Raw genomic sequence first — 12,740 nt, 5'->3', positions numbered from 1 at the left:
CCGGTTCAGCCCGTCAATTGGCCGTGCTGAACGTCTTGATGTAGGCGATGACGTTGTCGACGTCCTTGGGATCCTTCAGGCCCGGGAAGGCCATCTTGGTGCCCTTGACGAGCCCCTTGGGATCGGGGAGGTACGTCTTCAGGAGGGCTTCATCCCACTTCTTGCCCTGGCCGAATTCGACCATGGCTGTGGAATACTTGTAGCCTTCGACGGAGCCTGGCTGGCGGCCGATCACGCCCTTCAGGGACGGGCCGACCTTGGCCTTGTCGGTGTCGATGTTGTGACAGGCCATGCACTTGTTGAAAACGGTCTTGCCGGCCGCCGCATCGCCCGCCTGGGCGAAGGCGAAGGTCGGGGCGGCGAGACAGGCAAGGCTGGCTGCGAATGCGATAAGCTTGGACATGCGTTACCTCCCGTAATATCTGGGAAATTGAAGCTAGAGCATCTGACGAAAAAGTGAATACCCGTTGCTCATCGTTTTGACGCCCATCTGGAATGGCGGGATCCGGCCCTGGATGCGCACGGTCGAGCCAGTTGGTCTTCACGGTCAGGCCTCCTCCAGCCCGCGGCGCAATGATGTGTGGGGCGCAATCTGCCGCTTTGCGCAAAGTGGCGGAATGTGTAGTGTCCCGGCGTGGATTTGGATCACAGGGAACGCCCATGGCTGCCATCATTATCATCGCCGTCGTCGTTCTCGCTGCCGCCAGTGGCGCGGTTTTCAAGCCCGGCCCCTGGTATGAGACCCTGCGCAAACCGTCCTGGACGCCGCCCAAATGGGCCTTTCCTGTCGTCTGGTCGGTGCTTTACGCGGCGATCGCCTATGCGGGCTGGAGCGTGTGGACGCTTTCCGGATGGTCGCTGCCGATGATGTTCTGGGTCGTTCAGATCCTCGTCAATGCCGCATGGTCCTGGTTGTTCTTCGGCCGCCGGCGCATGGATCTCGCCCTTGCGGATATCGCCGTCCTCTGGTTGTCGATCCTCGGCTTCATCCTCACCGCCTGGCCGATCTCGACGCTCGCTGCGCTGCTCTTCATCCCCTACCTCGCCTGGGTCACCACCGCGGCTTTTCTCAACCGCGCCGTCATGCGGCTGAATCCGGCCGCCTGAAGCGTGCCAGCATGTCGATGCCGTGGGCGACGAGCGATCCCGCCATCAGCGCCAGAATGGGAACGGCACCTGCTCCGGAGAGGGCAAGCCCCACAGCGGCGAGCAAGAAACTGCCGGCAAAGGCATTCGGGGCAAGGACGCTGAGGCGCTTCCCGGGGCTTGGTGCGGAAAGACAGAGCACCGCGACTTCCAGCCACAGGACGATCAGTGCCACCGCCCCCACCCAGCCTGCCATCAGCCAGTCAATGACCGCGCTCATTTCTGTCTCGCGGCGGGTGTGAGCAACTGTTTGAGATCGCGCAGGAAAACGCGCAGATGCGCCAGCGGATCGCGCCGCGTGATGCGCTTTTCGAGATAGGACTCCCAGGTTAGCCGTTGCACGTCCGGATCGGCGCACATGGTCACGAATTTCTCCCGCATCCGGTCGGAGCGGTACCAGACGGCCTGGAGGATGCCCAGGATGAGGAAGACGCGGCCATGCGCCTTCATGAAGCGCTTCCGCACCGTCTTCAGCGCCGCCGTCCGACCGGTCCGCAGGCAGTCGTCGACGGCCTCGGCCGCCAGCAGGCCGCCCTGCAGCGCATAATAGATGCCCTCGCCGGAGGATGGCGCGACCGTTCCGGCGGCGTCGCCGATCAAGAGCACGTTGCGGCCATTGTCCCAGCGTCCCATGGGCTTCAGCGGTAGGGGCGCGCCTTCGCGGCGGATAGTGCGTGCTGTGTCCAGCCCGGCCGCTTCGCGCAGCGCGCCCGTGGCGCGCCGCAGGTCGTGGCCCTTGATGCCGGAGCCGCAGCCGACCGAGACCTGTCCGCCATGGGGGAAGACCCAGCCATAGAAATCCGGGGAGATGCGCCCGTCATAGATGACGTCGCAGCGATCTGCCTTGAAGGTCGTGGGGTCCGGTACGGCCGGCGTCTCGATGATCTCGTGATAGGCGAAGACGTAGCGCGGTTTGTCGGCGGGTGAGAACATCAGCCGGCGGACCGCGGAATTCGCGCCATCCGCGCCGATCACCAGCCGTGCCTTGACCTCGGCGGGTCCGCATCCCGGCGCGGCCTTGCGCGATGGTGACAGGGTGAGCGCCAGCGGTTCCCCTGCCCTTTCCGTGATGGCTTCGAGACGGCCGGTGTAGCGGAGAGCGCCCGCGGCGGCGGCGCGGTCGCGCAGGTAGGGATCGAAGCTGGCGCGGTCCACCATCCCGACATAGCCGGCGGTGCCGATGCGCATCTCCACCGCCTTGCCGGAGGGTGCAATGATGCGGGCCGCGTGGGCGCGCGCGACCAGCATGTCCGGCGTGATCGCGAAGTCCTCAAGTGTCCGGCAGGGAATGGCACCGCCGCAGGGCTTGATGCGGTCGCCGGGATCGACGAGCAGCACCGTGCGGCCCCGTGCCGCCAGCCATTCGGCCGCGATCGCCCCGCTCGGGCCGCCGCCGATGACGGCGACGTCGAAAATGGCCGGCCAGTGTGCGGTCGAAGCCGCGGCGGTCGTCTCGCTGTCGGTCTGCATGGTCTACTCCGCCGGCACGGGTTGATCGGAAAGCGGCGTCACAACTGCAGCCGCGGGGCGGCGGATGCCGATGCGCAGCGCAACGAGCGTAGAGACGAGGAACAGCGCGGCTTCGAGCGAAAAGACGATCATGAAGGCCTCGCGATCGGAGGTGGTGATGCGCCGGCCAACATCGAGCACGACGCTGCCCGTGAGGCCGCCGAGACCGAAGGCGATGGCCTGCGCTGCACCCCAGACACCCATGCGCATGCCGGCATTGTTGGTCCGCCCGCCCGCAGCAAGTCCCATCATCGTGCCGATGGCGGCCACGGCGAACATGCCGTTGGCAACGCCAAGGGCAAAGACGGTGGTGACCAGCGGCCAGTGCGGCGCGGCCGAGGCTGCCGTGACAAGCAGGGCAAGTGCCGCGGCCGAGCCAAGACAGCCTGCAACGATGAAAAGCCGGGCAAGCGACGGCGCGTGTCGTCCGGCCAGCCAGCCCCCGATTCCGACGGCGGCCATGCCGAGGAAGACGCCGGCATGCTGGGTGCCGGAAAGCTTGGTGGTCTCTCCCGGCGTCATGCCGAAGAGAAGGCCGGCAAAGGGTTCGAGGATCAGGTCCTGCGTCGAATAGGCGAGCATGGAAAGGAAGATGAAGAGCGTGAAAAGACGCGCCTCTCGATCCTGCCAGACATCCCGGAGACTGTCCCGGAAAGGCACCGGCGCCTCCGCCGGGCCGCTGTCGACCGGCGCGGTTCGTGCCTCGATGCCAAAGAGGGCGAGGAAGGCAATCAGCAGGCAGGCCGCACCGGTCAGCGCGGTGATGGTTACCAGACGGGCGTGCGAATAGGGATCGAGCATGCTGCCGGTGACAACCGAGGTGACGATGATGCCAAGGATCATCATCATCCAGGTGATCGTCGCCGCGCTGGCCCGCCGCCCCGGTGTGGTTCGCGTTGCGATGAGGGCGAGCAGCGAGGTGCCGCTGGCGCCGATGCCGATGCCGATCAGCACATAGGCGATGACGGCGACGAGGAGGCCGAGCCGAGGATCGCGCTCGAAGAGGAAGGTCGTGGCCGCCGCGAGCGTGCCCGCGAGCGCAAGCAATGCAAGGCCGGACAGGATGAAGCGCGTGCGCGAACCGCCGGCATCGGAGCGGTGGCCCCAGACGGGCCGGGTGATCTGCACCGCATAATGGATGCCGACGAGCAGGCCCGGAATGACGGCGGAAAGGCCGAGTTCCACCACCATCACCCGGTTCAGCGTCGAATTGGTGAGGACGACGATGGCCCCAAGCGTGGCCTGCACGAGACCGAGCCGCAGAATGTCGAGCCAGCCAAGGCCTTGATCCGCGCTCCTGCCAGAAAACCACCTGCGCAAGCGGTGCATGGTCCTCTCCTTCAGACGGCTGGCAGGGAAAGGGCGGAAAGCGTCAGCCCACGCATCGCAAACGCCGTGATCATCATGCCGCTGACGTAAAGGCCGACGCCGATTGCCGAGTACCAGACGGCACGGCCGACGGGATCGGCGAGGAAGCGCGCCATGCAGGCCACCTGCACCGCGATCAGCAGAGCCAGCACACTGGCAAGGACCGGCAGATCCCAGTGGATGAGAAGTCCCGCCACGCCGACCTGCGGCACGGCCATGACGAGGCAGGCGATGCGCGCGGCATTCGCCGCCCCGTGCAGGACCGGAAGGGTCGAAATTCCCATCAGGCGGTCGCCACGGATCGACTTGAAATCGTTGAGGGTGAGGATGCCATGGGCGCCGATGCCGTAGAGCAGCGCGACAAGAAGCGTCCCGGCTGCCGGCGTGCCGCCTTGCAGGGCAGCCGCCGCCGTGATCCAGGGCAGCGTCTCGTAGCTCAGGCCGACCACGCCGTTTCCGAGCCAGCCATTGCGCTTGAAGCGGAAGGGAGGCGCGCTGTAGCCCCAGGCAAAGGCGATGCCGATGAGGGCCGCTACGAAAACGAAGGGCCCGAGAAGCGCCGCAACGAGCGCCGACAGAAGCGATGTCGCAATCGCAATCGCCAGGCCCCAGCGGCCCGGCATGCGACCGGAGGGAATGACCCGGTGCGGTTCGTTGATTGCATCGACGTGACGATCGAACCAGTCGTTGACCGCCTGGCTGGAGCCGCACAGCAAAGGACCGGCAAGAACGATTCCGAGCAGCGCCGTCGGCGCCATGGCGAGGATCGGCTGACCGGACGCGATCGCTCCGCAGGCATAGGCCCACATTGGCGGAAACCAGGTGATCGGTTTCAGGAGCGCGATGATGGCGGAGACGCTGGGGACATCCGACCGCAGGCTATGTGAGGGTGTGATCTCCATGCGGAAAGGCTATGCCTGCCCGCGAAAGGTGTCAAATGAAATTGACACTTGCCCATCTTCCAACCCGCTCTGAGCGTCCGGATCCCCGGGGCGATGCCCGGAGTTGACACCGGGTGGACGTCAGGACGTCTCGCCGGCCGGCCGATAATCTTCCAGCCCGTAGCGCCGCAGCTTGATGTAGAGGCTCTGGCGCGACAGGCCGAGGATCTGTGCGGCGAGCGCGCGGTTGTTGTGGGTCTGGTCGAGGGCGGCCTCGATGCAGATCTTCTCGATGACATCGAGCGATTCCCGCATCAGGTCCTTCAGCGGCACCTTGCCGACGAGATTGGCGAAGCCCTCCGCCTGCTGCTCACCCGCGCCCGGTGCCGGGATTGCCAGCCGCTCGGGCAGGATCGCGGGACTGGCGAGGATCATCTGGATCTCCCCGCTATCGGCATTGCGCCGCGCCGAGATCGTTACGGGACGGTCGGCGGCCAGATTGTCCGTCAACGTCGAGGAAAAGCCGCGCACCACCTGCTCGTCGGCGAGCCGCGAATAGAGCACGTGGATGTCGAGCGCGGATTTCGAGAACCACGAGCCGATGCCGCGGCCGAGAACCTGCGGCAGCGAGGGCGCATGGACGATGTCGAGAAAGGCCGCATTGGCAGCGAGCACGATGCCATCGGAGGAGGTCTGCACGGCCGCTTCCGGCAGGTCGGAGAGATCGACCACCTGCCGCTCTGCCTTGACGACCCGCTGGCGTCGTGCCTCGCCCGTATCGCCGCTCGGCCAGACCGAGACGATGAGATTGGTAAAGCCGTTCTCCCGGTACGCCCTGAGGCTGAGGGAGACGGGAACGCCCCTGGCGCTCTGGATCGTCTCGACGGTGACGGGATGCGGCGCATGGCGCGCCTCGCCGACGGCATCGCTCAGGCGATCGCGCTCCTCCTTGTCGAAGAGTTCGCGAAGCGGCTTTCCGACGACGCCGCTCGTGCCGAGGGAAAGAAGCGACAGTGCCGCCGCATTGGCATCGAGCACGCTACGCTTTTCGCCGTCCACCATGATGTGGCCGACGGCGGAGATCTGAAAGGCTGTCCGGTATCGCGCCTCGGCTTCCTGAAGATCCCGATATTCGGATTCGAGCTCCATCTGCGTATCGACCAGCCGCTGCTGGTCGCGCATCTGCTGGCGCAGTTCCCGTCCGACGACAAGTGTGAAGGGATAGCCCGGCGCGCCATAGGCCGAATAGACGACGGGAAGGTCCGGTCGCCCCGCGGCGCGGTGATTGACCTGATAGCCGCGCTCGCGGCGCGCCTCGCCCGTCACGGCCAGCATCGCGTCGATTTTCGGCACGGATTCGATGGTGACGAGATCCTGCAGCTTCTTGCCTTCGGCGCGCGCAAGGCCGAAACGGCCCAACTCCTCGTCGGCGAGATAGACGCGATGAACGGCGTGGGCGTTGTCGAGCAGGAGGACGATGTCGGCACCGAGCCCGACCAGCGCGCCAACGGCATCGGGATCGAGCGCTTTCAGCAGCCCGACGGCACTCTCAAACCCGTCTTTGTCAGCGTGACCGTTGAGGGTCTTCATGGAACGAGCCAATCGTTTCCGGCCGTCTCCACCGCCGCCCGGCCATGACCTGGAGCCTGTTGGCTAGCCTTCTTGAACTCATAGAAGCATTCGCAGATTCTGGAAGCGGAGTAAACACTGTCACAGACGCAGTCAATCCCTAAACTCACAAGAAAATCAATGCAATCGAGGGCTGCGACACCCCCTGCGACGATCGGCGCCTGCTTGTCGGGGCGAAGACGCTGGATGGTCCTGACGAGATCGGTAAAGGCGCCGCGCAGGCGCACATTGCTCCATCCAATGCAGATGACGTCCGCCTGCTCGATGGCGCTCTCGAGCTGTGCGCCGGAGGCGGCGCGGCCATCAATGATCTGGCGCGTCCAGCCAAGCGCATCGAAGAGCAGGCCGAGCAGGTGCAGCATCAGCGTATGCTGTTCTCCCGCCGGACAGACGAGCAGCACATGCGGCATGGTCCGGCCAAGCTGGATGTCGCGGAATTCGGCCGACATGGCCCGGATGATTTCCTGCAGGCGGGCTGTCGCGATCGTGACGTCGAGGAAGTCGCAATCATCCTCTACCCATTTGCGGCCCAGCACGCGCGCCGTCGTTTCCAGAAAGAGGATACGGTAGAAATCCGGCCTCTCCTGCGGCAGGCCGGTGCGCAGAAAGTCACGCAGCGCCGGCAGGCTGACCTTCGGGTCCACCAGCAGGTCGCAGAAAGTCGCCAGAGCACCGTCGTAGTCACGGTCGTGCTCCAGTCCGACGTCATAGCGCGTTGCCAGTTTCTCGGCGGTCATGGAAGCCACCGTCCCCTGTATGATGCGGCGGAGTTCATTCCGATCGCCCGAGCCTAGGTAGCCTGCCGCCGCCGTCGGAGCAAGCAATCCCTTCGAACCGCCAGGCGGTCGATGTGTTCCCGGTGATTCCGGCGGTCCTGCGCCGGGTTCTCCTGTCATCCTGTGCATCCGCCCCGCGCCGAAACGCCCTCCCTGAACGACCACGAGCATTGCTGGCGCGAGGCTGTCTGAAGACCCAGAGGGACGCAGAACCACGAGCTTCATTAGAATGGAGCGAATAGGAGAGGATGTAAATCGAAAGTTACGTCAACTCAAGTTGACACCTTGTCGTTTGGGGGATTAGTCTCCCCCTGTTCCGACGACCCGCCGGAACCCGCTCGGGAGGCGACAGGCGTGATGGGCAAGACCGGACAATCGGCAGGACACCCCATCCTCTACACGGAAGAGGAACGGCGCCGGCGTGATCAGAGCCCGTGGACGCTGGTGCAGGGAATCCTCGCGCCTGTCCAATTCGTCATCTTCCTCGTCAGCCTCGCTCTCGTGCTGCGCTACCTTGCCACCGGCGAGGGCCTGTGGGCGGCATCCGTCTCCGTTGTGGTGAAGACGCTCGCTCTTTACGCCATCATGATCACGGGCTCCATCTGGGAAAAGGTCGTCTTCGGCCGCTATCTCTTCGCGCCGGCCTTCTTCTGGGAGGACGTCTTTTCGATCCTCGTCCTGGCGCTGCACACCGCCTATCTCCTCTGCCTGTTTCGGGGCCTGCTGGCACCGGGCGCGCTGATGGCATTGGCGCTTGCGGCCTATGCCACCTATGTCGTGAATGCCGGACAGTTTCTCTGGAAGCTGCGCATGGCCAGGCTCTCGGCGCCGGCCGTGTCGACGCGGACGAGCGGGTTTTCGGTGGCGGGGCGCACGTCATGAACAAGCCCTTCACCCCCGGCGCGCTGGACAGCCTGTGCGCAAATCCGCCACCGATTGCCGGGCTTGCGGATGGCGAGCGCAGCGGCCGCATTCTGCGCCAGCGCGGCCAGCACGAAGTCTTCTGCGGCCTGACCTCCATCATCTGGCTGCACCGCAAGATGCAGGACGCCTTCTTCCTCATCGTGGGCTCGCGCACCTGCGCGCATCTCATGCAGTCGGCGGCCGGCGTGATGATCTTTTCCGAACCGCGATTCGCCACCGCCATCATGGAGGAGCGCGATCTGGCCGGTCTCGCCGACATGCATGACGAGCTCGACGGCGTCGTGGAGCGGCTGCTGGCCCGCCGGCCCGATATCCGCATGCTGGTGCTGGTCGGCTCCTGCCCCTCCGAGGTCATCAAGCTCGACCTTGCGCGCGCCGCCGAACGGCTCGATGCCCGCCATCAGCCGGCCCGCCGCGTGATCGCCTATTCAGGCAGCGGCATCGAGACGACCTTCACGCAAGGCGAGGACAATTTCCTGGCCGCTCTCCTTGCCGACGCGGCCAGGCGCCCGCCGGCCGGCACGCAGAGCCCCGTCCGTCTCGTCGTGGCCGGCTGTCTGGCCGATGTCGTGGAAGACCAGTTCGCCCGCCTGTTTGCCGCTCTCGGCATCGATGGCGTCACCTTCCTGCCCGGCCGCAGCGCCACCGAAACGCTGACGATCGGCCCCGGCACGCGCTACGTGCTCGCCCAGCCCTATCTCGGTGCCACCGCCGCCGCGCTGGAAAAGGCGGGCGCGACCCGCATCGATGCGCTCTTTCCGCTCGGCGGCGAGGGGACGCGGGCCTGGCTCGCCGCGATTGCCGATGCCTTCGGGGTGGCCCCTTCGCTCTTCGAGGCGGTGATCGCCAAGCCGCTGCAGCGCGCCGCAGAAGCCACCGGCCATTACCGCGACTGGCTTGCCGGCAAGCGCGTCTTCTTCTTTCCTGATTCGCAGCTGGAACCCTCGCTTGCCCGCTATCTCCAGAGCGAGCTTGGCGCGGAGATCGTCGAGGTCGGCAGCCCCTATCTGCATCGGGAGCATGTAGCGGGCGAGCTTGCCCTGCTTTCCCCGGACGTTCTCGTCAGCGAGGGACAGGATGTGGATCGGCAGATCGACCGCTGCCGCGCCGCCAGCCCCGATCTCATCGTCTGCGGCCTCGGCCTTGCCAATCCCTTCGAGGCGGAGGGACGGGTGACGAAGTGGTCGATCGAGTTTGCCTTTACCCCCATCCAGGGCTTCGAGCAGGCCGGCGATCTCGCCGAACTCTTCGCCCGCCCCCTCATGCGCGCATCCCTGCTCGATGGTGCCGCCAGCCGGGAGCGCCTGTCATGAAGCTTTCCATGTGGACCTATGAGGGACCGCCGCATGTGGGCGCCATGCGGATCGCCGCCTCCATGACGGGGCTGCATTACGTGCTGCATGCGCCGCAGGGCGACACCTATGCGGACCTGCTCTTCACCATGATCGAGCGGCGTCCCTCGCGCCCGCCCGTCACCTACACGACCTTCCAGGCCCGCGACCTCTCCTCCTCCACCGCCGACATCTTCCGCGATGCCTGCCGCGAGGCGGTCGAGCGCTTCCGGCCGGAGGCCCTCATCGTCGGCGCCTCCTGCACGGGCGAACTCCTGCAGGACGATCCGGGCGGCCTGGCCCGCACGCTGGATCTCGGCCTGCCCGTCATTCCGCTGGAGCTGCCGAGCTACCAGCGCAAGGAGCACTGGGGCGCGGCCGAGACCTTCTACCAGATCGTCCGCGCCTTTGCCGCCAACCGCCAGCGTCCCGAGACCATCGATCCGGCAAGCTGCAACATTCTCGGGCCGACCGCGCTCGGCTTCCGGGTGCGCGACGACATCACCGAGGTCCGTCGCCTCCTGGAAAGCGAGGGCATCGACGTGCGTGTGGTGGCCCCGCTCGGCGCCACCCCCGCCGATCTTGCCCGCCTGCCGGATGCGGCCTTCAACATCGTGCTCGCGCCGGAGATCGCCAATCCCGCCGCCCAGTGGCTGAAGCGTACCTATGGCATGCCGATCGTTTCCACCGTGCCGATCGGCCTCGGCGCGACGCGCGATTTCCTCGCCGAGGTGCGGGCGGCCGCCGGTCTGCCGCCGCGTGCGCTCGGGGCAAAGGCGCAGGCGGGTCGCGACCGTCTGACCTGGTATGCGCGCTCGGTGGACAGCACTTACCTCACCCGCAAGCGCGTCTTCATCTTCGGCGAGGCGACCCATGCGGTCGCCGCCGCGCGCATCGCGACGGAAGAACTCGGCTTCACCGTCTGCGGGCTTGGCACCTACATGCGCGAATTCGCCCGCGAGATCCGCGATGCCGCCGCCCGCTACGGCGTCGAGCCGCTGATCACCGACGATCATCTGGAGGTCGAGGACGCCATCATGGCCGCCCGGCCGGAGCTGGTGCTGGGCACGCAGATGGAGCGCCACATCGCCAAGCGGCTGCGGCTACCCTGCGCGGTCATTTCCGCCCCCGCCCATGTGCAGGATTTCCCGGCCCGCTATGCCCCGCAGATGGGCTACGAGGGTGCCAACGTGATCTTCGACAGCTGGGTGCACCCGCTGATGATGGGGCTCGAAGAACATCTGTTGCAGATGTTCCGCTCCGATTTCGAATTCAACGATCAGGCCGCCGCCTCGCATCTCCATCCCCATCCCGTTGCCCCCGCGGCGCCCGCCCCCGTCGTGCCTGCCCCCGAGGCCGCGCAGCCGGTGCCGGATGAAAGCGCCGACAGCATCACCGCCATCGATGTCGGTACGGGCTGGACGGCGGATGCCGAACGGGAATTGAAGAAAGTGCCGTTTTTCGTTCGCGGCAAGGCACGCCGCAACACCGAGGCCTTTGCCGCCAGCCGCGGCATAAGGTCCATCACCGTGGAGACGCTGTATGACGCGAAAGCCCATTTCGCCCGTTGACAGCACCCCGGTCCGGGTCGTGCTGGTGACACTCGACAACCACATCGTGGCGGCCGCCGATGATGCGCGCGCAGCCCTTGTCGCCGAGATGCCGGGCCTGACGCTCACCGTCCACGCCGCCACCGACTGGGCCGACAGCCCGGCCAAGCTTGCCGCCTGCCGCGCCGCCATCCGCGCCGGCGACATCGTCATCGTCTCCATGATCTTCGTTGAAGAGCACGTGCGCGCCATCGCCGACGTCCTGGAAGAGCGCCATCGGCTGTGTGACGCCATGGTCTGCTGCATGTCGGCCGGCACGATCATGAAATACACCGCCATGGGCCGCTTCCGCATGGGCGAGGAGCAGAAGGGGCCGCTGGCGCTCCTGAAGAAGCTGCGCGGCTCCAGCTCGCGCGAGGGGCGCGACAGCGGCAAGACAGCCGGCGAGCGGCAGATGGCCATGCTGCGCCGCCTGCCGAAGCTTCTGCGCTTCGTGCCCGGCACGGCGCAGGATGTGCGCGCCTATTTCCTCACCCTGCAATATCGCATCGCTGCCTCCGACGAGAACATCGCCAACATGGTGCGCCTGCTGGTCGGCCGCTACGCGCGCGGTGATCGCAAGGCGCTGGCCGGACGCATCCAGGCGGCCGATCCCGTCGATTATCCCGATGTCGGCCTTTATCATCCGCGCCTGAAACCCCGCGTGACGACGGATGTGCGGACCCTGCCCGCGCCCGCCGAGGTTCGCGGCACGATCGGCCTCCTGCTGCTGCGCACCTACATTCTCTCCGGCGATACCGGCCATTATGACGCTGTCATCGCGGCGCTTGAAGCGCGCGGTTTCCGGGTCGTGCCGGTCTTTTCGAGCGGGCTCGACATGCGCGCGGCGATTGCCCGCTACATGGACGCGGCCAGCGGTGGCGTTGGTATCGATGCGCTCTGCTCGCTCACCGGCTTCTCGCTGGTCGGCGGCCCGGCCTATAGCGATGCGGCGGCTGCGGCCGGCACGCTGGAAGGGCTCGACGTTCCCTATCTCTCGGCCTTCGTCACCGAGTTTCAGTCCCGCGAGGTCTGGGCCGCCTCCACGCAGGGGCTGACGCCGATCGAGACGACGCTGATGGTGGCGATCCCCGAACTCGATGGCGCCATCGGCTCCATGGTGATTGGCGGGCGTTCCGATTGCGGCGGGGCGGCGAAGGCCTGCATCTGCGCCCGCGATGTCGGCCAGTGCCCGGCCGGCCGCGCCTGCATGCATCCCGATGACGAGCGCGTGGCGCTTCTTGCCGATCGCCTCGCCGCGCTCGCCACGCTGCGCCACACCGCCCGCGCCGAACGGCGCATCGCCGTCACCCTCTTCAACTATCCGCCGAATGGCGGCAGCATCGGCACGGCCGCCTTCCTCGCCGTCTTCGAGAGCCTTTACGAGACGCTGCGGCGCCTGAAGGCCGAGGGTTACACGGTCGAACTGCCCGAAAGCGCGGAGGCGCTGAAGACGATGCTGCTTGAGGGCAATGCCGCCCTCTCGGGCACGGAGGCCAATATCCACGACATCATTCCGGTCGATCGCCATGTGCGCCACCAGCGCCACCTCGCAGACATCGAGGCGCAGTGGGGCCCGGCGCCGGG

The 12,740-nt window shown here is 66.4% G+C and carries 12 protein-coding genes; 5 read left to right on the top strand and 7 right to left on the bottom strand.

The window, feature by feature from the left end:
* Positions 1–13: 13 nt before the first annotated feature.
* Positions 14–403, bottom strand: coding sequence for a c-type cytochrome (locus tag ACED18_RS17415; protein WP_377294594.1), 390 nt, complete (start codon positions 401–403; stop codon positions 14–16).
* A gap of 257 nt (positions 404–660) precedes the next feature.
* Here ACED18_RS17415 and ACED18_RS17410 point away from each other — a divergent pair, with 257 nt between their 5' ends.
* Positions 661–1,107, top strand: a complete 447-nt coding sequence (locus ACED18_RS17410) for a TspO/MBR family protein (protein ID WP_377294592.1) — start codon at positions 661–663, stop codon at positions 1,105–1,107.
* Here the strand turns inward: ACED18_RS17410 and ACED18_RS17405 are convergent.
* The 6 genes from ACED18_RS17405 to ACED18_RS17380 all read right to left on the bottom strand — a co-directional run bounded on the left by ACED18_RS17405 (position 1,082) and on the right by ACED18_RS17380 (position 7,429).
* Entirely contained in the window at positions 1,082–1,366 is a 285-nt protein-coding gene (locus tag ACED18_RS17405) for a hypothetical protein (protein ID WP_377294590.1), read from the bottom strand. The genes ACED18_RS17410 and ACED18_RS17405 overlap by 26 nt on opposite strands.
* Positions 1,363–2,616, bottom strand: coding sequence for a geranylgeranyl diphosphate reductase (locus ACED18_RS17400; protein ID WP_377294588.1), 1,254 nt, complete (start codon positions 2,614–2,616; stop codon positions 1,363–1,365). Before ACED18_RS17400 ends, ACED18_RS17405 begins: the two co-directional genes overlap by 4 nt.
* A 3-nt stretch (positions 2,617–2,619) precedes the next feature.
* Positions 2,620–3,984 carry a BCD family MFS transporter gene (locus ACED18_RS17395; protein WP_377294585.1) on the bottom strand — a complete coding sequence of 455 codons (1,365 nt, stop codon included), beginning with the start codon at positions 3,982–3,984 and terminating at the stop codon, positions 2,620–2,622.
* A gap of 11 nt (positions 3,985–3,995) precedes the next feature.
* On the bottom strand, positions 3,996–4,925 hold the full coding sequence (gene chlG, locus ACED18_RS17390; protein ID WP_377294583.1) for a chlorophyll synthase ChlG: 930 nt from the start codon (positions 4,923–4,925) through the stop codon (positions 3,996–3,998).
* A gap of 120 nt (positions 4,926–5,045) precedes the next feature.
* A complete protein-coding gene (locus ACED18_RS17385; RefSeq protein WP_377294581.1) occupies positions 5,046–6,494 on the bottom strand; it encodes a helix-turn-helix domain-containing protein in 1,449 nt (482 codons plus the stop codon).
* Positions 6,491–7,429 carry a cobalamin-binding protein gene (locus ACED18_RS17380; RefSeq protein WP_377294579.1) on the bottom strand — a complete coding sequence of 313 codons (939 nt, stop codon included), beginning with the start codon at positions 7,427–7,429 and terminating at the stop codon, positions 6,491–6,493. Before ACED18_RS17380 ends, ACED18_RS17385 begins: the two co-directional genes overlap by 4 nt.
* A 237-nt stretch (positions 7,430–7,666) precedes the next feature.
* On the opposite strand from ACED18_RS17380, the gene bchF reads away from it, so the two are divergent.
* From bchF to ACED18_RS17360, 4 genes are all read left to right on the top strand, one after another.
* On the top strand, positions 7,667–8,191 hold the full coding sequence (gene bchF, locus ACED18_RS17375) for a 2-vinyl bacteriochlorophyllide hydratase (RefSeq protein WP_377294877.1): 525 nt from the start codon (positions 7,667–7,669) through the stop codon (positions 8,189–8,191).
* Positions 8,188–9,546 carry a ferredoxin:protochlorophyllide reductase (ATP-dependent) subunit N gene (locus tag ACED18_RS17370; RefSeq protein ID WP_377294577.1) on the top strand — a complete coding sequence of 453 codons (1,359 nt, stop codon included), beginning with the start codon at positions 8,188–8,190 and terminating at the stop codon, positions 9,544–9,546. Before bchF ends, ACED18_RS17370 begins: the two co-directional genes overlap by 4 nt.
* Positions 9,543–11,135 carry a ferredoxin:protochlorophyllide reductase (ATP-dependent) subunit B gene (bchB, locus tag ACED18_RS17365; RefSeq protein WP_377294575.1) on the top strand — a complete coding sequence of 531 codons (1,593 nt, stop codon included), beginning with the start codon at positions 9,543–9,545 and terminating at the stop codon, positions 11,133–11,135. Before ACED18_RS17370 ends, bchB begins: the two co-directional genes overlap by 4 nt.
* A partial coding sequence (locus tag ACED18_RS17360; protein WP_377294572.1) for a cobaltochelatase subunit CobN occupies positions 11,107–12,740 on the top strand: 1,634 nt, incomplete at its 3' end. The genes bchB and ACED18_RS17360, both read left to right, overlap by 29 nt.

The organism is Rhizobium sp. SG2393, from assembly GCF_042610495.1.
Lineage (GTDB): Bacteria > Pseudomonadota > Alphaproteobacteria > Rhizobiales > Rhizobiaceae > RU20A.
The sequence above is the reverse complement of the archived record's forward strand: the minus strand, read 5'-3'. Positions and strand labels throughout refer to the sequence as shown.

Coding starts and splice junctions, on each gene's coding strand:
- ACED18_RS17385 (WP_377294581.1), bottom strand. CDS start 6,494: ATGAAGACCCTCAACGGTCACGCTGACAAAGACGGGTTTGAGAGTGCC.
- ACED18_RS17415 (WP_377294594.1), bottom strand. CDS start 403: ATGTCCAAGCTTATCGCATTCGCAGCCAGCCTTGCCTGTCTCGCCGCC.
- bchF (WP_377294877.1), top strand. CDS start 7,667: ATGGGCAAGACCGGACAATCGGCAGGACACCCCATCCTCTACACGGAA.
- bchB (WP_377294575.1), top strand. CDS start 9,543: ATGAAGCTTTCCATGTGGACCTATGAGGGACCGCCGCATGTGGGCGCC.
- chlG (WP_377294583.1), bottom strand. CDS start 4,925: ATGGAGATCACACCCTCACATAGCCTGCGGTCGGATGTCCCCAGCGTC.
- ACED18_RS17380 (WP_377294579.1), bottom strand. CDS start 7,429: ATGACAGGAGAACCCGGCGCAGGACCGCCGGAATCACCGGGAACACAT.
- ACED18_RS17395 (WP_377294585.1), bottom strand. CDS start 3,984: ATGCACCGCTTGCGCAGGTGGTTTTCTGGCAGGAGCGCGGATCAAGGC.
- ACED18_RS17370 (WP_377294577.1), top strand. CDS start 8,188: ATGAACAAGCCCTTCACCCCCGGCGCGCTGGACAGCCTGTGCGCAAAT.
- ACED18_RS17410 (WP_377294592.1), top strand. CDS start 661: ATGGCTGCCATCATTATCATCGCCGTCGTCGTTCTCGCTGCCGCCAGT.
- ACED18_RS17400 (WP_377294588.1), bottom strand. CDS start 2,616: ATGCAGACCGACAGCGAGACGACCGCCGCGGCTTCGACCGCACACTGG.
- ACED18_RS17405 (WP_377294590.1), bottom strand. CDS start 1,366: ATGAGCGCGGTCATTGACTGGCTGATGGCAGGCTGGGTGGGGGCGGTG.